The organism is Silvanigrella aquatica (genome assembly GCF_001907975.1).
Taxonomy (GTDB): domain Bacteria; phylum Bdellovibrionota_B; class Oligoflexia; order Silvanigrellales; family Silvanigrellaceae; genus Silvanigrella; species Silvanigrella aquatica.
Genome location: NZ_CP017834.1, coordinates 2943668 through 2963436, shown reverse-complemented (window position 1 = coordinate 2963436; position 19769 = coordinate 2943668). Strand labels below are relative to the sequence as shown.

At 31.8% G+C, this 19769-nt stretch carries 18 protein-coding genes and 1 tRNA gene; 17 read left to right on the top strand and 2 right to left on the bottom strand.

Annotation, left to right across the window (positions count from 1 at the left end; all coding sequences use genetic code 11):
• Positions 1–114 precede the first annotated feature (114 nt).
• Together AXG55_RS12620 and udk are read right to left on the bottom strand one after the other, a co-directional pair.
• Positions 115–351 (bottom strand): hypothetical protein, encoded by a 237-nt coding sequence (locus AXG55_RS12620; RefSeq protein ID WP_148698465.1) that lies wholly within the window; start codon positions 349–351, stop codon positions 115–117.
• Between the two features lie 282 nt (positions 352–633).
• Positions 634–1344 (bottom strand): uridine kinase, encoded by a 711-nt coding sequence (gene udk / locus AXG55_RS12615; RefSeq protein ID WP_148698464.1) that lies wholly within the window; start codon positions 1342–1344, stop codon positions 634–636.
• Positions 1345–1600: 256 nt separating this feature from the next.
• On the opposite strand from udk, the gene AXG55_RS12610 reads away from it, so the two are divergent.
• From AXG55_RS12610 to AXG55_RS12530, 17 genes are all read left to right on the top strand, one after another.
• Positions 1601–2002, top strand: a complete 402-nt coding sequence (locus tag AXG55_RS12610; RefSeq protein ID WP_148698865.1) for a cobalamin B12-binding domain-containing protein — start codon at positions 1601–1603, stop codon at positions 2000–2002.
• Between the two features lie 4 nt (positions 2003–2006).
• A complete protein-coding gene (locus AXG55_RS12605; RefSeq protein WP_148698463.1) occupies positions 2007–3563 on the top strand; it encodes an acyl-CoA carboxylase subunit beta in 1557 nt (518 codons plus the stop codon).
• A gap of 44 nt (positions 3564–3607) precedes the next feature.
• The gene (gene accC / locus AXG55_RS12600; RefSeq protein ID WP_148698462.1) at positions 3608–5152 is read left to right on the top strand and encodes an acetyl-CoA carboxylase biotin carboxylase subunit; all 1545 of its coding nucleotides are present in this window, start codon (positions 3608–3610) and stop codon (positions 5150–5152) included.
• 17 nt (positions 5153–5169) lie between these two features.
• Entirely contained in the window at positions 5170–5727 is a 558-nt protein-coding gene (locus AXG55_RS12595; protein ID WP_148698461.1) for an acyl-CoA carboxylase biotin carboxyl carrier protein subunit, read from the top strand.
• A gap of 8 nt (positions 5728–5735) precedes the next feature.
• Positions 5736–6758: a methylmalonyl Co-A mutase-associated GTPase MeaB gene (meaB, locus tag AXG55_RS12590; protein ID WP_148698460.1), complete on the top strand. Its 1023-nt coding sequence runs from the start codon at positions 5736–5738 to the stop codon at positions 6756–6758.
• Positions 6755–7165: a methylmalonyl-CoA epimerase gene (gene mce / locus AXG55_RS12585; protein ID WP_148698459.1), complete on the top strand. Its 411-nt coding sequence runs from the start codon at positions 6755–6757 to the stop codon at positions 7163–7165. Before meaB ends, mce begins: the two co-directional genes overlap by 4 nt.
• Before the next feature lie 30 nt (positions 7166–7195).
• The gene (locus tag AXG55_RS12580) at positions 7196–7969 is read left to right on the top strand and encodes an outer membrane protein assembly factor BamD (RefSeq protein WP_148698458.1); all 774 of its coding nucleotides are present in this window, start codon (positions 7196–7198) and stop codon (positions 7967–7969) included.
• A 28-nt stretch (positions 7970–7997) separates the two neighbouring features.
• Positions 7998–9236 (top strand): exonuclease subunit SbcD, encoded by a 1239-nt coding sequence (gene sbcD, locus AXG55_RS12575; RefSeq protein WP_148698457.1) that lies wholly within the window; start codon positions 7998–8000, stop codon positions 9234–9236.
• A 39-nt stretch (positions 9237–9275) separates the two neighbouring features.
• A complete protein-coding gene (locus tag AXG55_RS12570; protein WP_148698456.1) occupies positions 9276–12830 on the top strand; it encodes an AAA family ATPase in 3555 nt (1184 codons plus the stop codon).
• A gap of 20 nt (positions 12831–12850) precedes the next feature.
• Positions 12851–13672, top strand: a complete 822-nt coding sequence (locus AXG55_RS12565) for an ABC transporter permease (RefSeq protein ID WP_148698455.1) — start codon at positions 12851–12853, stop codon at positions 13670–13672.
• 5 nt (positions 13673–13677) lie between these two features.
• Positions 13678–14676 (top strand): ABC transporter ATP-binding protein, encoded by a 999-nt coding sequence (locus AXG55_RS12560; RefSeq protein ID WP_148698454.1) that lies wholly within the window; start codon positions 13678–13680, stop codon positions 14674–14676.
• Between the two features lie 189 nt (positions 14677–14865).
• Positions 14866–15420, top strand: coding sequence for a hypothetical protein (locus tag AXG55_RS12555; protein WP_148698453.1), 555 nt, complete (start codon positions 14866–14868; stop codon positions 15418–15420).
• The gene (locus AXG55_RS12550) at positions 15398–15943 is read left to right on the top strand and encodes a hypothetical protein (protein ID WP_148698452.1); all 546 of its coding nucleotides are present in this window, start codon (positions 15398–15400) and stop codon (positions 15941–15943) included. Before AXG55_RS12555 ends, AXG55_RS12550 begins: the two co-directional genes overlap by 23 nt.
• Positions 15944–15966: 23 nt before the next feature.
• Entirely contained in the window at positions 15967–16488 is a 522-nt protein-coding gene (locus AXG55_RS12545) for a hypothetical protein (protein ID WP_148698451.1), read from the top strand.
• 145 nt (positions 16489–16633) lie between these two features.
• Complete coding sequence (locus AXG55_RS12540) at positions 16634–17158, top strand: hypothetical protein (RefSeq protein WP_148698450.1); 525 nt, start codon at positions 16634–16636, stop codon at positions 17156–17158.
• 86 nt (positions 17159–17244) lie between these two features.
• Positions 17245–17321 (top strand) — tRNA-Asp (locus tag AXG55_RS12535).
• A gap of 91 nt (positions 17322–17412) precedes the next feature.
• Positions 17413–19683: a heavy metal translocating P-type ATPase gene (locus AXG55_RS12530; protein WP_148698449.1), complete on the top strand. Its 2271-nt coding sequence runs from the start codon at positions 17413–17415 to the stop codon at positions 19681–19683.
• The last annotated feature ends 86 nt before the right edge of the window (positions 19684–19769 follow it).

Sequence of the window (19769 nt, the reverse complement as noted above, 5' to 3'; positions counted from 1 at the left end):
ATTTTATTTTCTTGTTTATTGTAATATTTTTTAATTTTACTTGTTTTTATGTATATTTAGGATAAAAATTGATATGAGAGTTTGTTTTTATCGCTTCAAACTTAAGCGACTGTTTCAGTGAATTTGCTGATAATCTAGGCCTAATCGAGATCGTTTTTTTAGCTCATGCCTTATAATTTTATAAATACGTACAGCCTGTTTTTTATCTTTTAAGCAGTCTCTATTTGAAAATGTTTTGCTCGCATGGCATTCAAATTTAAAGTAATCGTAAAAGTAACCTAGTTGAAAGGTACTTAAACTTTTTGAAGAGTATACAGGATCAGAATATATTTTACTCAATAAGTATTCCACTCTTATCTCCTTTATAATTTATATCTGTAATGTTTATTTAATTTTAACAAATATTTTTGTTGAAAACAAGATACCAAGTTTTCAATGTAAATGCATCTTTCTTGGAAGATAATTTACACCCCTATTTTAACATTTAGACTTTGGTTATGAACTTTACAAGATTATATGACTCAAAAACTCTCCTTCAAGACAATTTTGTCCTGGTAATTGAATGATTATTTACTAACTTTAATAAAATTTTTAAATGCTACATTTTTTTGTTGTTATGGAAATAATATAAAATTATAAAGTCCAAATTTCTTTAATTATTTTTAAAGAAAGATCTTCAATGACCTGTTCAAAGGATTGTTCACCCGAGATGATTTGATCGGCTTTTGTCTTTCCGGGCTCGACAAAAATATTATGCATGGGTCCTACGGTGCTGTTGAATTGACTGTGGACAGACTCGGGGGTTCTGCCTCTTTCACGTACGTCCCGCTTCAGACGTCTCTCAAATCTGACTTGCTCAGATGTATCAATAAAAACTTTATGATTTATTCTTTTTTCGGTGTCGGAGTCTGAAAAAAGTAACACGCCTTCAAGAATAACGATCGGTTTTGGAGTGGCAAATTGATTTCCCATCATACGGCTGTGTTTGGCAAAATCGTAAAGAGGTAAAGCGACATTTTTGCCAAGGCAAAGCTCATCTAAGTGGGAAACAAGGAGAGGAAATTCAATGATATCAGGATGATCAAAGTTTATTTTTTCGCGCTGATCGAAGGGAAGGTGACTCAAATCTTTGTAGTAGGAATCCTGACTGATATGTAGAACGTGATCCGTTCCCAAGTATTTAACCAACTGCCTGCAGAACGTCGTTTTGCCACTGCCTGATCCACCGCAAACACCTATAATGAAAGGAGGCATAAACCCACGATCCCCATTCAAGAGCTTGCCTTTTGCTTCTCTGACTTTATGCTCAAGTGAATGTAATTTATAGGAATGCTTATGCCACATTAATCAACATCCTTTACGGGTGGAATGAATTCAAAACAGCAATCATTTAGCCCTTATTATCAATGAATGCAAGTGTCCATTCGAAATTGTTGCAAAATTAAATTCAATAATTACACTACCCCCTTGTACCATGCGATTTCGTTCTTAATACAGGGATTTTTAATATATGAAGACAACCTTCGATCCATTAAATTCTTTTTCTCCCATTTTATATGCAAGTGATGAATCGCATTCAGGTTCGCATAATTTAGGGGGTATTTCGTTTTCAAAGATTCCAAGGGTTTTAATCGCAAAATGCGGTTTAGATGGTCATGATCGTGGCGCAAAATACATAGCGAAGGCTCTACGCGATGCGGGTATGGAAGTGATTTACACGGGAGTGAGGCAGTCAACAGAAGATGTGGCTCAAACAGCTATACAGGAGGATGTTGATATTGTTGGACTTTCTTTGTTGTCAGGTGCTCATAATACACTATTTCCTAAACTTATTGAATCCTTAAAAAATCATGGAGGTGGTGATATCCCCGTATTTGGAGGAGGGGTGATTCCTGATTCTGATATTCCGTATCTTCTTTCTTTAGGAGTAAAAGCCATATTTACTCCCGGTACGACCGTTCAAGATGTCATTAAAGAAATTAAAAAAATACTTGAAGGATAATATCATGACCTTAAGCACAGAAAAGTCAATTTTTAAATTAAATGAAGAGAGAGCGCGTGCCTTTGAGGGAGGAGGAGCTAAAAGAATTGATGCACAGCATGAAAAAGGAAAAATGACTGCGCGTGAAAGAATTCAAGAGCTTTTAGATCCGAACTCATTTGTTGAACTTGATGCCTTTGTTACGCATAATTGTGTGCAATTTGGAATGGAAAAACAAAAATTTCCAGGTGATGGCGTCGTCACCGGATACGGAAATATTGCCAACCGTCCTGTGTATATTTTTGCACAGGACTTTACTGTATTTGGTGGTTCTTTAGGAGAAATGCACGCTAAAAAAATATGTAAAATAATGGATCTTGCTGTACAAAATGGCGCGCCCGTCATTGGATTAAATGACAGCGGAGGAGCGCGTATTCAGGAGGGAGTATCGAGTTTAGGCGGATATGCCGATATTTTTTACCGCAACACTCTTGCCAGTGGTGTTATTCCTCAAATTAGTGCCATTCTAGGGCCCTGTGCTGGAGGTGCTGTCTACTCGCCTGCCATAACAGATTTTATTGTGATGACACGCAGTACTTCGCATATGTTTATTACCGGCCCCGATGTCATTAAGACGGTCACAGGCGAAGATGTGGATTTTGAATCTTTAGGGGGAGCCGAAACTCATCTCGCGAAGAGTGGCGTGGCCGATGCTTCCTGTGCTGATGAATATGAAACCATTTCTTTTATTAAAAAACTTATTTCATACATTCCACAAAATAACTTAGAAACTCCACCTTTAATTCCTTGTACAGATTCTCCTGATAGAGCGGATTTAGATTTAAATTCAATTATTCCAGACAATCCGAACCAGCCTTATAATATGCGTGAAGTGATAAAAAGAGTTTGTGATTGCGATTCTTTTTTAGAATTGCAACCAGGATATGCAAAAAATATGATTATTGGATTTGCGCGACTTCAGGGGCATTCGGTAGGAATTGTTGCAAATGATCCTATGAATTTAGCTGGTGTTTTAGATATCAATGCCAGTATCAAAGGAGCGCGATTTGTGCGTTTTTGTGACTCTTTTAATATTCCTTTAATTGTTTTTACAGATGTTCCCGGATTTTTACCAGGAATTGATCAGGAATGGCGTGGTATTATTAAGCATGGAGCGAAGTTACTTTATGCTTTTAGTGAAGCTACTGTTCCCAGATTTACAGTCATTACACGGAAAGCATATGGCGGCGCCTATGATGTCATGAATTCAAAACATATCGGAGCCGATTATAATATTGCGTGGCCTAGTGCAGAAATTGCGGTGATGGGGCCTGAAGGAGCATGTAATATTATTTTTAAACATGAAATAATGAGTGCAGCAAATCCCGAACAAAAAAGAAAAGAATTAATTCAGAATTATCGAGATACTTTTGCTAATCCTTACGTAACAGCGCAAAAAGGATTTATTGATGATGTTATTGAGCCAAGAATGACACGTAAATTATTAATAAATGCACTCAATATAAATAAAAATAAACGTAAATCTTTACCGAAAAGGAAGCACGGAAACATTCCTCTATAAAATAAATTTTATATATTTTTTCTTTTTGAGATGGGAAATTTACTATGATTCAAGATCAATTTTTGCCGCTGACTCATAAACCTTTTAAAAAAGTATTAATTGCAAATAGAGGAGAAATTGGTGTTCGCGTTATTCGTGCTTGTCGCGATTTGGGGCTTTCCCCTTTAGCTGTTTATTCCACTGCGGATTTGCATTCAAGACATGTTGCGTTAGCTGATGCCGCTTATTGTATTGGAAATGGTCCCAGTCAAGAAAGCTATTTAAATATTTCAAATATTTTACTTGCCGCTCGAGAATTAGGTGCTGATGCTGTCCATCCAGGATTTGGTTTTCTTTCTGAAAATGCAGAATTTGCTAATGAAGTTTTAAAAGCGGGATTGATATGGATTGGTCCTTCTCCGGCATCCATTCATGCTATGGGCGATAAAACCATCGCTAAGCATAAAGTAACAGAGGCGGGCGTGCCTTGTAGTCCTGGAAAAAATGAGCCACTAAAAAATTTAAAAGAATTGCAAGATACTGCTCATAAAGTAGGATATCCCTTAATATTAAAAGCTGCAGCTGGTGGTGGTGGTCGCGGCATGCGCGTGGTGCGTGCCGATGTAGAGTTGGCAAATGCTTTAGAGGCGTGCCAAAGAGAAGCCTTAAGTTATTTTGGCAATGCCGATGTTTTTTGCGAGCGTTACATTGAGCATCCCAGACATATTGAATTTCAAATTTTAGCCGATTCGCAAGGAAATACCGTTCATTTATTTGAACGTGATTGTACCATTCAAAGAAGACATCAAAAATTAATTGAAGAAGCGCCTTCCAGTTACATTAGTGAAGAAACACGCGCTCAAATGGGAGCCATTGCGGTTCGCGCGGCAAAAAGTGTGGGATATGTGAATGCAGGAACTGTGGAATTTATTTTAGAATCTCCAACCAAATTTTATTTTATGGAGATGAACACGCGCATTCAAGTGGAGCATCCTGTAACAGAACTCATCACAGGCATCGATTTATTACAAATGCAATTGAAAGTGGCTATGGGTGAAAAATTATCATTTACTCAAAAAGATCTTGCTATAAGAGGTTGGGCTTTTGAAGCCAGAATAAATTCTGAAGACCCTTATAATGGATTTCGACCTGATCCTGGAAAAATTGAAGAAGTTGAATTTCCAAATGGACCGGGAGTAAGAGTAGATTCTCATATTTATTCCGGATACAAAATACCTGAATTTTACGATTCTATGATTGCAAAATTAATTGTGTATGGAAGTAACAGAAACGATGCTTTAAATAAAATGGCAAGAGCTTTAAGCGAATTTTATATTACAGGCATTAAAACAACAATTCCTTTTCATCAAGCAGTATTTGATTTTCCCGCATTTCGTGAGGGAAATTATACCACACGATTTATAGAGGAAAATGAACATATTCTAGATGAATTTGAAGGTAAGAAAGATAATTTATCTGAAGAGGAAGCTCTCATTGTTGCTATGAAATTAATTCAAAATATTTCTCAAAATGAAGCAAAAAATACCGCACAAATTCATAAACCAGAACCGTGGGCACTTGCAAATCGCATGGAAAATACTCGAAGGTAACAGAAAGGAATTTTGCAATGAAAGTAAGTGTTCAAAGAAATAAAAACTCCGAAATGTATCAGGTAGAAATTCCAAATTATATTGATTTGACTAATCTTGCAAAAGGCGAAAAGTTTTTTTTAAATATCATTGATGAAAAAGGTAATAATAAAAAAATAGAATCATGTTTACTTGCTGATGGAAGAAGTTTTTTATTAAACAATCAGATTATTCGCTTTGATCATTCCGAATTGCATAAAAAAAATGAAATTTATCGATTTGGAATTCGCTGTAAAGGTGTAATTACTCAAAATACGTATTTAGCAAAAATATTACGACCTGTGGCACCAAGGCAATCATCAGTGAGTTCTGCTGGGGGTGAATTAAAATCGCCTATGACTGGGAAAGTATTATCTATCATTGTGCAAAAAGATTCTAAAGTTAAAGAAGGTGATACTCTTGTGATTATTGAGGCGATGAAAATGGAAAATAGAATTGTTGCGGAGTGCGATGGTATTGTTTCAAATATCAAAGTAAATCCTGGATTAAGTGTTGCTGCGGGAGACTTATTATTAAGTATTATTCCAGAAAATTAAGGTAAAATATGAAGATAAGGCAATCTATAGATATTGAATCACTGGTTAAGCTATTGTCAGGTTCAAAGTGTTTAGAAAATGTCGATCTCTGGCATTCAAGAATACGTGCTTTAAGCAAAGCTATTAGTTTTGTAGAAAATGATCCTTTATTAGCGCCTAAATTATTATCTCATCCCGAAGTTCGTATTGATGATATTAAAGTAACAAATACGCGGGTAGTTGGCATCACAGGATTACCGGGAGCAGGAAAATCAACGCTTACTAATTTATTGGTTAAAGAACTAAGGGAGCAAAAAAAATCTGTTGCTGTTTTTGCTGTAGATCCTTCCTCTGCATTATCTGGTGGCGCTATATTAGGTGACAGAATTCGCATGCAGGAACATTTTCGTGATCCTCAAGTTTTTATTCGCTCTATGGGCGCCCGAGGTGCGTTGGGTGGTGTGGCTCGGGCCACACGAAGTGCTATTCGCCTGGCCAATTTATTGGGATTTGATTATATCTTAGTTGAGACCGTAGGTATTGGACAAAGTGAAAGTGAAATCACAAATATTGCCGATACAACTATTCTTGTTTTAATGCCGAATAGTGGTGATGAAATACAGCTCATGAAAGCAGGTATTTTACAGTTAGCAAATATTTATATCGTAAATAAATGTGATTTATCAGATGCCAGCAGAATGATTCAAGAAATAAAAGAAAATACGGCAACGGAAAATAAAGAGCAATGGCAACCTCCTGTATTGAAAACATCTGCCACCAATAGGGAAGGCATTAAAGAGGTTATTTCACAAATTTTTTTACATAGTGAATATGAACACCAGAATAAAGTCGGCAAAGAATTGCGTTTTTCAAGACTGCGCAAAGAAGTCTTACAAAATATGATTATGATGGCAGAAATGCAATTTAAAAAAGATGTTGAGAAAATTTCTAATGTGGACATTGAATTATTATTTAATGGGAGTACTACAGCTATGTTTTTAGCGACAAACTTATACTCTAAAAAAATTATAAATGAAGGCGATATTTCATGATAATTAAAAGAATAAATCATTTAGGAATTGTACCAAAAGATTTGAATCAAACAAAAAAGTTTTTTACTGAAGTTTTAGGGTTAAAAGAAGAGGGAAATGAAGTTGTTGCAGAACAAAAAGTCATTGTAGATTTTATCCGTTGCGATGCAGCGCGGCTTGAGCTTTTATCGCCGACAAGTGAGGAAAGTCCCATAGCTAAATTTTTAGAAACACGAGGCGCTGGTATTCAGCATGTTGCACTTGAGGTGGATAATTTAGACAATTGGATAGAATATTTGAAAAAAAACAATATTCGGCTTATTGATGAAAAGCCAAGGTATGGTGCGCATAATACGCGCATTGCATTTGTTCATCCGCATTCCACAGGCGGAGTGCTTGTGGAACTTGTAGAAGAGCAGTCAAAATAGTTTAATTTAATTAAAGAGAAATGTAACAATATGAAAATGCGTAAGTTTTTATCTGTCTTTATAAGTACTCTGTGCCTTTTAGGAGTTGCGACTTCTTGCACGACGCCAACCATTTCTGAAATGTCCCAAGATGATGGCATTTCCAAAATTAGAGCAGACTTTAAGGATGAAAATTGGAGTGATGTCATCACTAGTGTAGATGAGTATAGGACGCGTTATCCCTATTCAAAAAATAATCCTGAAGCGGATTTAATGCAGGCAAATGCATATTATCTTTCCGGCAAAATGCCCGAAGCTATTGCAGCATATGAAGATTTTGCCCGTAAAAATCCAATTAATAGCAATGTTTCTTATGCTTATTTAAGAATAGCTAAAGCTTATGATTCTCAAGCGCCCGAAGCTATTGATAGGGAACAAGCTTCGGCTGTGAAAGCAATTTCACGATATGAATATTATATTAAAAACTATCCTAATGAAATCGCTGTGAAAGAGGCTAAAGAGCGCATTGAAATTTTAACCAGAAGATTAGCGGAACATGAACAATTTGTGGCACAATTTTATTGGAAAAAAGATTTATATTCGGGAGCTCTTTCACGATATTTGAATATTATTAAGAATTACAGTCAATATGCTGATCTTAAAAAAGAGGCGCTCGAGAGGGCTTCTCTTTGTTACATTGAGCTTGCTGATATTTTGAAGGATGATCCGGAATCGGATAAGTTCTTTGTCTTTAAAAATGTGAAACCAGAAGATTTAATAAAAAAAGCAGAAGAACTTAAAAATCAACTAAATCAATTAAATTAATTATGTCTTTAAATAAATTGGGTCAATCATGATTAAAGTTTTGCACACTTCAGATTGGCATTTAGGGAATACTTTTGAAGGTATTTCAAGGGAAGATGACCACCATTTTTTTTTAAATTGGCTTATTCAAGAGCTCATTGAAAAAAAAATAGATGTTTTAATTATAGCGGGTGATATTTTTGATCAACCACAACCTTCCGCCGAAGCACACAAAATTTATTTTCAATTTTTGTTCCAGGTATCACAAAAGACGGATGTCAAAAAAGTGATCATTGTGGGTGGCAATCATGACTCACCCTCACGTCTCGACGCTCCTGCTGAACTCTTAAAATTACTCGATGTTTTTGTTGTTGGTGGTATGAACTCTGATTTTAGTTCTTTATCACGTTATATATGTCCTATCATAAATGAACATAATCACATTGAATTGGTTGTTGCTGCCGTTCCCTTTATTCATGAGTATCGTTTAGGAGTGCGCACGGTTTTTCAATCAGAAAAAGAAATTCAGCTCAGTTTTAAAGAAAAGTTAACGGCACTTTATAAAAATTTAGCGGATGAAGCGGAATTTATGGCAAAGGGAGCTCCTCTTTTGGCAACAGGTCATTTGGCTTGCGTGGGCTGCGATAATGATGATGCTCCTTTGGAGGTTCACAGAGTAGGAACCTTAGGTGGGCTCTCTCCCGATATTTTTGATTCGCGATTTTCCTACATTGCTTTAGGACATATTCATCGTGCCTATCATGTAGAAAATTCAAAAGCCTATTATTGCGGTTCTCCCCTTCCTTTATCGGTTAAAGAATCGAAACAAACGCGTTATGTTCAAGTTGTTACATTTACAGATCAAAAATTAAAGGAACAACTGCCTTTAATTGAAAAAATCGCTGTTCCTTTAAGGCGTAAAATACATGAATTAAAAGGAACTCTTGATTCTGTATTATATCAAATTGAAAATTTAACTTGGGATACTATTGCTCCACCCATACTGTGTCTTCAAATTGATGTTGATATGTATTATGCGGGCATGGATTTTGAAATTAGAAGAAAAATAAACTCTTATTTTTCTAAAGAAGCTCCAATGATTGCTTCTATTAAGCAAAATCTTATACAGCTTAATAATGCATTAAAAGAAAATGATTCAAATTATTTTTCTTTAAAAGATTTAACAACGGAACAAGTCTTTATTAAAATGTGTGAAAATCAAAATCAAAATGTAGATGAAGAATTATTAAACGCTTTTCGCAGTTTATTAAGTGAAGAGATTTTATAATTGTAAATAATTGTAAATTGAATAATAAAGGAAAATGTTTTGAAGTTAATAAAAATTGAACTTGAAAACCTAAATTCTTTGTATGGTCGGCACTGCATTGATTTTGAAAAAGATTTAATGGGAGCTCCTCTTTTTTTAATTATGGGAGCAACAGGAGCAGGTAAGTCCACACTTATGGATGCTATGTCGCTCGCGCTTTTTGGTCAAACACCACGCCTTACAAAAAATAAATCAGATAAAGATACGGAAAATGATTGTCGACAAATTATGTCTAAAGGAACAAGTTTTGCATTTGCGCAATTGATTTTTTCAAAGCTAGAAAAAGATAAAATTGAAAAATATCGAGCCACTTGGCAATGTGAACGCGCGCATCGCAAATCTGACGGCAATTTCAAAGATCCTAGACGTATATTGGAACGTTATTGCGTGGAGTTAGATGACTGGGAGCAGCTGACAAGTGATCACCGTCCCAAATTTTATGAACCGCATTTTCATAAAGTACTTGAAAATTTAACAGTCGAAGATTTTAAGCGCATGATTTTACTTGCTCAAGGAGAATTTGCCGCTTTTTTAAAGGCAAATGAGGAAGAGCGTGCTGCTATATTAGAGCGCTTGACGAATACAGAAGTTTATAAAGATATTGGTAAAAAAGCCTCTGAAAAAAAGAGAAATATTGAAGAAAAGTTAACAGAAGCACAAATGCGACTCAATGGAATTTCACTTTTAAGTGAGGATGAAGAGGAAAATCTTAAACGTGAAAATTTCCAATTAGAAAACAAAATTGAAGTTGGTGAAGAGCTGCTTCAAATTATAAATAAAAAAATTGATTGGATTGAAAAAGAACAACTATTACTCAGTAAATATCAAGAAGCAAAAAATCATTTTTCAGAGTATGAAAAAAGTTATTTAGAAAACTCAGTTTATATTGAAAAGTATAAAAAATATAATCAATATCAAAAAGCAATTGATTATATTATAAAGGAAGAAAATTTTAATAGTGAAATATTATCTCTAGAAAGTGTTTTGAAAAAAAATGAAATAGAATCACTAGAGTTAAAAAATCATATACATTTTATTAGCAATAACTTAAATCAGTTAAATAATTTATATGAAAATGCTAAAAATAATTTAGTTGAAAAAAAATATGAAATTAATAAAGCTAAAGAAGTTAGAATTATTTTGAGTTCTTTGCAGCAAGATTTATTAGATAAACAAAGAAAAATTGATACATATTTGAATAATAAAAACAAAATAATGGAATTGCAAGCTGAAAATAATAAAAAGCTTGTAGATGTTAATAATATTAAAGATAATTTACACGATTTTATTAAACATGATCTCTCAATTCTTCTTTTTAATTACAATATATTTTCAAATGATTTTGAAAATGTTAAAAAAGATTTTGATATTTTAAAAAGAGAGTTGATTGCTACAGCCCTTCCTTTTGAAACACCACATGATAAGTTAGATGCTCTTCGCTTAGAAAGAGATCGCATAATTCAAGAAAAAAATGAATTATCAAAAGCCTCTTTTCATGTTGAAGAGCTTGAAAAAAAAGAACAAGAATTACTTCAATTGCATAATAAATACGATTTTGCATATAAATCACACGAAAATACAAATATCACTTTTTTCGCACAAAAAGAAATACTAGATAATGAACTAATCGATATCATATCATTGAAAGAGAATGTTTCAAAACTTGCTTGGCGCATTGAATTGGCAAAGCAGCGTGTCCATTTAAATAGAGGTGAAGAATGTCCTTTATGCGGGAGTTGCGAACATCCTTATTTTCAAGAAATGTCATTCAAAATTGCAGATTTAGAAGTCATAGAAAAATACGATTTTATTACAATGCAATTGAGTCATAAAGAGAAATTTCAAAATAATGCCCTTATAGGGCTGAATGAAATAGAGAAAAACATTTACTCATCTTCACAAGAAATGAAAATAATTAAAGATCAAATAGACTCTTTAAACTTAAGAATAATTGATATAAAGCATACAATTAAAAATATTTTAAAAATTGATATAACTAAAAATACAAATAGGGATAGCCAATATTTTTATAATGAAGTCTCTCGTGCCGATAAAAATGTGGATTCTAAATTAGAAAATATTGATAACGATATAAAGTCTTTGACAAACAAAATTTTAGCATACAACCAAGTCAAAGAAGTGTATTTAAATTCTAAAGATAAAGACAATAAATTTATCAGAATGAAGCAAGATTTAAATGATATTATTCTTTATTTTGATCAGAATTTCAAAATGGAATTAATTGAGAAAAATCTAAACCAAAAACTAGTAAAAGACTATGATATTCTATTTGAAGATAAAAAATATTTTGATAAATATAGAAAAATTGAAAATGATATTAATAAATATTCTCACAAAAAAATAGAGTTTGAAAAGGAATTTATTCTTATTGATAAAAATAAGAACGATTTAGAGTCTGAGAAAATAAAAACAAATGAGGAACTTAAAAATATTAAATTAAGTATCTCAAAATATTTAAATGGTGAAGACCCCGATTTTTTTGAAAATAGATTAAATAAAAATATTGCAATATTACTTGAAAAATTAACTTATGAACAAAAAATTATGAACGAAAAGGAAAAAAATCTTGCCATTTATGAGAATAATATAGAAAATTTGAATCAGCAAAATAAAAAATTAAAAGAAAATAAGTTTTTTATTATAAATTTAATGACAAGTGAATTAAATAATCTTGAAATTAAGGAAAAAAATAAAATTTTAGAATTTCATTTGGATGAGTTTTTATATGAAAAATATAAAAAAATAAATAATGATTTAGAGTCCTTGAATATTGCTTTGAATCAGTCTTTAATTCAAAGAGAGAATGATCTTTTAGCACACAGAAATGAGAATCATTTTAACAATAAGGAATATAATTATTCTTTATTGTTAAATGAAAAATTATTATATTCTAAAAATTTGCAAGAATTAAAAGAACAAAAAATGTATATTTATACAAAATTACAGCATAATAATCAAAATAAAAAAACAAGTGAGAAATACTATGCTGAGTTAAAAAATATTCAAAAAGAAGCCTTAGTATGGCAAAAGCTTCATCAAATTATTGGCATTAATAACGGCGATAATTTTAAAAAATTTGCTCAGATTCTAAATCTTGAAGAATTAATTGGTAAGGCGAATTTTCATTTGGCACGATTTGAAAAAAGATATTCCTTAGCTCCTGCTCTTGACGCAGAGAATAAACCGCGCCTCGCTTTTGCTATAAAAGATAGTTATCATGCTAATGAATTGCGTTCTTTTAAGACTTTATCTGGTGGAGAAACTTTCTTAGTTTCCTTAGCTTTATCGCTAGCATTAGCTGATTATCGCACAGTTAAAATGCCTATTGAAACGATTTTACTTGATGAGGGTTTTGGTACTTTAGATCCTGCAACCTTACAAACGGCTATGGGGGCATTAGAGTCTTTGCATTCCAATGGGACTCAGGTCGGAATTATCAGTCATGTGGAATCTTTAAAAGAAGCTATTGGGGCGCGTATTATTGTTGAAAAACAAGGCAATGGTCATTCAAATATTAGAATTGAAAATGTATAGCTATTAAAAAGGACTTATGAATGGATATTCAAGAATATTTAAAAAAAGCACCGGAACCTAAAGCTTGGCTTCCGGGTTTTGGAGTGTTTGAAAGAGAAGTAAGACGTTTTTTTGCTGTTCCTGCACAGACCATATTTGCTCCCTTTGGCAGCGCTCTTCTTTATTTTGGTTTGTTTGGTTTGGCTTTAGGAAAATTGATTTCTACAAATCAAAATTCAAATTTAACCCATGGGTTCGAATATATTATTTTTTTAATTCCTGGAATAATGGCCATGGAAGTAGTCAATGCCGCACTGCAAAATCCTATGAGTAGCATTATGATTGCGAAGTGGAGTGGCACTATTGTTGATGTTTTAATGGCTCCTTTGTCACCGTTTTCTATGTGGATTTCTTATATATCCGGTGCTGTTATTCGTGCCTTTATAGTTTCAATTGCGGTTTTTGTGTCAGGCTCTTTATGTGCCTGGAGCTTTATTTCATTTAATCCTTTGCTTTTAGTCCTATCTATTATTCTTGGTACAGGGATTTTTGGAAGTATTGGTATTGCCGCTGGTGCTATTTGTAAAAGTTGGGATCAAGTAGGCGTGATTATGTCGTTTGTGGTTCAGCCCCTTGTCTTTTTTTCGGGTGTGTTTTTTTCATTCCAGTCATTTCCCGAATGGATTCAATTTATTCGTTATTTAAATCCAATTTTTTATATTGTGAGTATGTTTCGTTATTCTATTTTAGGAATTTCTGATACATCTCCTCTTGTTTCTTTTTCCGTTTCTTTATTATTTTTTATTATTTCTTCTATTTTTTCAATTAAGGTTTTACAATCTGGATTTGGTTTGAGGGCTTAATATTAATGAATTCTATATCTATTGAATTTATAAATGCGAGTAAAGTGTATAAATTACCTCATGGAGGCGGAAATTTTGAAGCCTTAAAGCCCTTAAATCTTTCTATATATAAAGGGGAATGTTTTGGTTTATTGGGACATAATGGTGCTGGTAAAACAACTATCTTAAGTTTATTGGCGGGTATCAACTCACCTACAACAGGTGATGTCATTGTGGAAGGATTAAGCGTTACAAAAAATACTTCCGATACAAAAAGAATGCTCGGTGTTGTGCAACAAGAATTGATAGCTGATACTTTTTTTAATTTACCGACGATGCTAAGTATTCAAAGTAAACTTTCAGGATTTAAGCCTGATAAAGAATGGATATCTTTTTTACTTGAAAAATTATTATTAAAAGATCATGCAAATAAAACAACTCGTGAGCTGAGCGGCGGTATGAAACGCCGTATGATGATTGCCCGCGCTTTAGTGCATAAGCCACGCATTCTTGTTTTAGATGAGCCTACGGCTGGCGTTGATATTCAATTGCGTAAAACAATGTGGGAATTCATTGCGGATTTGCATAAAGAAGGTATGACGATCATTTTAACCACGCACTATCTTCAAGAAGCGGAAGATTTCTGCAATCGCATTGCCATTGTAAAAAATGGTGAGATTGTCACTTTAAAAGAAAATCGTGACTTATTGGCATTGGGTGGTAACCATAAAATTTCTTGTATTATTGAAGTCTCTAATGTTTATTATTGGATGCAAAAAAATTCTGACTATTTATCTAAAAACTCTATTATTGTTGAACCAATTAAAAATGTTTCTCATAGCACGGGTAATCTTAAAATATCAAAATCATATATTCACGGTAGTATGTCCTCTTTTTTAGAGTCTGTAGATATGATTCATAAAGCATCTCAGCAAATGGAATTTAGGGTATCTGATATTTTCACAGAGTCCCCCGGTCTTGAAGATGTTTTTGTAAAGATAAATAATGGCGATATTCGCGTATAAAATAATCGTTTTTTAAAATTCATAAAAAATATAATTTTAAGTTTTTTTTAAAAATATATTCTCTTTTTTTTATTGAATTTTTTAGTATTTTCTGGAGCCATAACTTTTAAATAAAAAAATTCTATTGATTTTTTTTATTTAAAATATATTCTTAACTCACGCCAAAATATTTTTTAAAGGATAAAATTTATGAAAAAATTGAATATACTAAAAAAATATTTAATATTAATATTATTAAATGGAACAAATTTTAGTGCATACTCTTCTGATTATACATATATTTTTTGTGCTGATAGAAAAAGTAATTGGCACTGGTTGCTTGATGATCAGGATAATTACATAAAGATTGAAGGAAAATGGAACTATTATTGTTATAATGGAATTCATTTTAGCTATTTTATTCCTAATGATTCATTTAATCAAATTAAACGCCTTTCAAGAAAATGTATTGAAAAATTTGGTTTGAGCTATGAAACACCGCAGCCCGCTATAAATTTTGGAAATAGATGGTCAATATTTGCTTTAAACAAAAATCTTTTTTATCAAGGAAGATTATCAGTTCGATATCAAGAGTATAATTTAAATTATACAAAAATTATTAAATTATATAATGATACATATAATTTAGAAACTTATAATAATAGTATTGAATATAACTTTATTGGTTTAGGCAATTTATATAATAGTATAATAAATAATATAAAAATTATAGGCGGTATTAATGAAAATGAGAATGAAAATTAAAATTATTTTATCTACAGTTATTTTTTCTAACTTATTTTTCTATATAAAATCGTTTTCATTAGAAAAAACATATATCATATGTGCTGATAAATTAAAAAATTGGAAGTGGCTAAAAGATGAAAATAATCAATATCTTGAAGTTGGTGGATATTGGGATGTTTGGGATTATTCGAAAGAAAATCCTCAAGCAGTTTATAATTTTAAATTCAATTACTTTTCAATTAATGAAGATTATCATTATATTAATAAAATTGTTCATATGTGCAAAAATAATTTTGGCATGGAGTATTTTATTCCACAACCAGCAAACTCATTTAATACAAGTTGGTCTTTATTTTCTCTAAATAAAGACCTTTTTATTGGTGGTAATGTTGATGTAAGTCAAAAAATATTTATAAATAGTGAAAATATATTTGATTTAGTTTTATCTCAACAAAAAATTTATTATTTAGGAGGAAAAACAAGTAACAAATTTTTAAAATCAAGAGAAATTATAGATTATTTATTTAATAATATTCATTAGTTTTTTTATAAAAGGAGATTGATATGATCTTGATTAAATATATTTTATTTCTAATTTGTTTAAACTTAATTTGCATTAATTCTGTTTTTTCTTTGGATAAAACTTATGTTATTTGTTCTAATAAAACTCAAAATTGGTACTGGCTGAAAGATGAAAATAATAACTATATTCAGGTTTTAGGAAAATGGGAAGAATGGAAATATGAAATTAATAATCATTATGCTATTTTCAAATACTTTATACCAGAAAACTCTTATAATAAATTATTAGAATTGAGTCAAAAATGCATTGAATCTTATGGTATTGATTATTTATCTCCTCAGCCTTCAGATAACTATTCTTCACGATGGAGTTTATTCGCTATCAATAAAGATTTAATTTTATCAGGAATTGTCATAACAGATTTTGAACCGACGATAAGAATTGATGATTCAATGATTATAAGGCATTCATCTTATGGAAATATTTTTTCATTAAGGAAAAATAATACATTAAATTTCCTGAAAAATGATTTAATAATTAATTATTTTAAAAGATTTTATTAACAAATTTAGTTGAATTAAAAAAACTTATTCTTGATTGTTTGAATTTAATTTGCTATGTTTCATCAAACTAATTTAAATGATTTTTACAAAAATATTGATTAATATTATTTTTGTAAAAATTTAATATAATAATTATAGGTGTAATATGGTAAAATTAAGTCATATTTATTTTGTGTTTTTATTTTCTCAAATTATAAATTTTAAATCTTATTCATTGGAAAAAACATTTGTTTTTTGTTCTAATAATGAAGCGAATTGGTATTGGCTAAAAGATTCTAATAATAATTATGTTTATGTCATGGGTAAATGGGAGTTTTGGAAATTTGGAACGGTTTTTAATAATGCTTCCTTTTCCTATTTTATTCCTCAAGATTCATTGAAAGAAATTATGGAATTAAGTAAAAAATGTAGCAAAGCATTTGGATCTGACTATTTTACTCCCCAACCTGCAAATTATAATACAAGTCGTTGGAGTGTATTTGCGATTGATGGTGAAACTTTTATGAATGGAATTTTGCAAATCGACTTTATACCCCCCACTTCATATATGATAATGACTTTTCCAGGATTATTTGAATTTGGCAACCCCGGCTTTTTAACCATTACAAAAAGCGAGAAAATTACGAGAATTCTTAATAAGAACTTTAAGGTTCCGCTATTATTTAAATAGTTTTATTGATTGGGGCGAAAAAATATTTTTTTGCTAACCTTCTTGCAAAGCTAAAAAGACTATGGCATACAAGCTTTCACTAGAGTGGGGTGGTAGTAGAGTTGGTTACAACGCTGGCCTGTCACGCCGGAGGTCGCGGGTTCAAGTCCCGTCCATCCCGCCATTTATTCTTATCATTATGTTTCTCTTCTCAAAAATTTATTATAATTATTTTCTAATTTTAATTAGTCCTTTGAGAAAGGGATGTCATACAAATGAGTCAAGAGACCTCCTCAAATCGCTCTCACGCATCTTTTATTATTTATGGTATGTCTTGTTCTTCTTGTGTAAATCGAGTTGAAAAAGCCCTAAAATCTTTGCCGGGAGTTTATGACGCTTCTGTAAATTTGGCCACTCAAAAAGCACATGTTTCTTTTGAGTCCGATTTATCGCATTCTATAATTATTTTATCCTTAAAAAAAATAGGCTATGAAGCAGAACTTTATAAATCAGAAGAACAATTAAAATCATTCGGAAAATTAAATAATCGACAAAATGCTGAGAAAAAAGAAGTTCTTGAAATTATTCTTTTGGGAATGCTTTCTATTATATTTATTTTACCTATGATATTTATGTTTTTTTCTATTCATTGGCAGTTAAATATTTGGCTACAATTTATATTAGCAACATTTGTTCAATTTTATTTTGGGGCACCATTCTATCGCTCGGCATGGAAATCTCTGAACAATAAAATAGGAAATATGGATTCGCTTATTGTATTGGGTACAACGGCCGCTTATATACTTAGTGTTTATCACTTAATCAATAATTTAGATTATGTCATTTTAGATAATGTTCCTGTTTATTTTGAAAGCTCTGTTGTTATTATTTCATTTATTCGGGTTGGAAAATGGCTAGAGAATAGAGCTAAAAATCAAACAACAAATGCGTTACGTTCCCTCAATGAATTATTTCCCGAATCCGCAAGAGTATTAAAAAATGATCAAATTAAGGATGTGAATTTAAATTTAGTAGAAGTGAATGATGTCATTATTGTGAAACCAGGTGAAATTATCCCTCTCGATGGAACTATAATTGAAGGTCAAACTCAAGCAGATGAATCTATGATTACGGGCGAAAGTTTGCCCGTTCCTAAAGATTTAAATGCCTTGGTCATTGGGGGCTCATTAAATGGAAATGGTTTTATTAAAATACGAGTAAAAGCTCTTTGCTCAGAATCTACTCTAGCAAAAATGATCCTTTTTGTTGAAAAAGCACAGTCCGTGAAGGCTCCTGTGCAAAGGCTTGTTGATAAAGTGAGCTCTTATTTTGTACCTGTGGTTATGTTATTTGGAATTCTAACTTTTTTTGCTCGGGGATTTTATTTACAGAATTGGGAAACCGCGCTTTTAAATGCAATTTCTGTGTGGGTTATTGCATGTCCCTGTGCTTTAGGGCTTGCGACTCCTACGGCAATTATAGTGGGAACAGGAGTGGCGGCACGATTTGGTATTTTAATCAAAGATGCTGTTGCACTAGAAAAAGCTCATTCTGTAAAAATCATAGCGTTTGATAAGACGGGTACATTAACAAATGGAAAAATAAAGTTAACATTTTTATTGCTAAATCAAATTTCTGAAGAAGAATTTCTTAAAATATCTGCTTCTGTTCAATGGGGCAGTGAACATCCTTTAGCAAAAGCTCTTCTGGATAAAGTAAGTGAGAAAAAAATAAAAATTGAACAAGCAGAAAAAAGTCACAGTCTTTCTGGTAAGGGAGTTTGTGCAAAAATAAATGATAGAGAGTTTTTTATTGGAAATATTCATTTTACGGAAGAATTTGGAGTTTTGATTCCTGAAATTTTTTTAAATCATTTTGAAAAATTGATGCATGAAGGTCAAACAATATCCTTTCTTTTTGAAAAAAAATCACTCGGCTATGAACTGTTAGGGATGATGGGATTTCAGGATGAAATTAAAAAATCTGCGAAAAATAGTATAAAATATCTGCATTCCTTAGGAATAAAAACGGTTCTCATTTCGGGTGATAATATGGGAAGTGTGAGCTTAATTGCTAAAGAATTAGAAATTCAAGATTTTTATGCAAATGTTTTGCCTGAGGATAAAGCGATAATAATTAAATCTTTAAAAAATTCAAATAAAATTGTTGCGATGGTAGGTGATGGTATTAATGATGCTCCTGCTTTAATGGAAGCAGATGTTGGTATTGCCATGTCGACGGGAACAGATGTCGCAAAAAATGCCGCGTCCCTTACTTTGATGAATGGTGATCCTGAATTAATAGTTTCTGCTCTTGAGATATCAAGATTAACTTATCGAAAAATATGTCAAAATTTATTCTGGGCGTTTATTTATAATGCCATAGGTATTCCCTTGGCTGTGTTTGGAGTTTTAAATCCCATGTTTGCAGGGGGAGCCATGGCCTTGAGTAGTTTTAGTGTTATTGTAAATTCGTTGTTGTTAAATCGATGGAAACCTAAAATAATTAATTCAAAATCTCAAAAATTAATGATGAGATTGATATAATTCTGAAAAAATTAAATTTTATTATTAAAAAATTAAATAATTTTTTAACATGATTTTATTGTTTGAAAAACTTGTTGGCAATATTA

Excerpts from the sequence above, each read along its gene's own strand:
- AXG55_RS12550 (WP_148698452.1), top strand. The coding sequence starts at position 15,398 with ATGAAAATGAGAATGAAAATTAAAATTATTTTATCTACAGTTATTTTT.
- AXG55_RS12555 (WP_148698453.1), top strand. The coding sequence starts at position 14,866 with ATGAAAAAATTGAATATACTAAAAAAATATTTAATATTAATATTATTA.
- meaB (WP_148698460.1), top strand. The coding sequence starts at position 5,736 with ATGAAGATAAGGCAATCTATAGATATTGAATCACTGGTTAAGCTATTG.
- sbcD (WP_148698457.1), top strand. The coding sequence starts at position 7,998 with ATGATTAAAGTTTTGCACACTTCAGATTGGCATTTAGGGAATACTTTT.
- AXG55_RS12530 (WP_148698449.1), top strand. The coding sequence starts at position 17,413 with ATGAGTCAAGAGACCTCCTCAAATCGCTCTCACGCATCTTTTATTATT.
- udk (WP_148698464.1), bottom strand. The coding sequence starts at position 1,344 with ATGTGGCATAAGCATTCCTATAAATTACATTCACTTGAGCATAAAGTC.
- AXG55_RS12605 (WP_148698463.1), top strand. The coding sequence starts at position 2,007 with ATGACCTTAAGCACAGAAAAGTCAATTTTTAAATTAAATGAAGAGAGA.
- AXG55_RS12580 (WP_148698458.1), top strand. The coding sequence starts at position 7,196 with ATGAAAATGCGTAAGTTTTTATCTGTCTTTATAAGTACTCTGTGCCTT.
- mce (WP_148698459.1), top strand. The coding sequence starts at position 6,755 with ATGATAATTAAAAGAATAAATCATTTAGGAATTGTACCAAAAGATTTG.
- AXG55_RS12560 (WP_148698454.1), top strand. The coding sequence starts at position 13,678 with ATGAATTCTATATCTATTGAATTTATAAATGCGAGTAAAGTGTATAAA.
- AXG55_RS12540 (WP_148698450.1), top strand. The coding sequence starts at position 16,634 with ATGGTAAAATTAAGTCATATTTATTTTGTGTTTTTATTTTCTCAAATT.
- AXG55_RS12565 (WP_148698455.1), top strand. The coding sequence starts at position 12,851 with ATGGATATTCAAGAATATTTAAAAAAAGCACCGGAACCTAAAGCTTGG.
- AXG55_RS12545 (WP_148698451.1), top strand. The coding sequence starts at position 15,967 with ATGATCTTGATTAAATATATTTTATTTCTAATTTGTTTAAACTTAATT.
- AXG55_RS12595 (WP_148698461.1), top strand. The coding sequence starts at position 5,170 with ATGAAAGTAAGTGTTCAAAGAAATAAAAACTCCGAAATGTATCAGGTA.
- accC (WP_148698462.1), top strand. The coding sequence starts at position 3,608 with ATGATTCAAGATCAATTTTTGCCGCTGACTCATAAACCTTTTAAAAAA.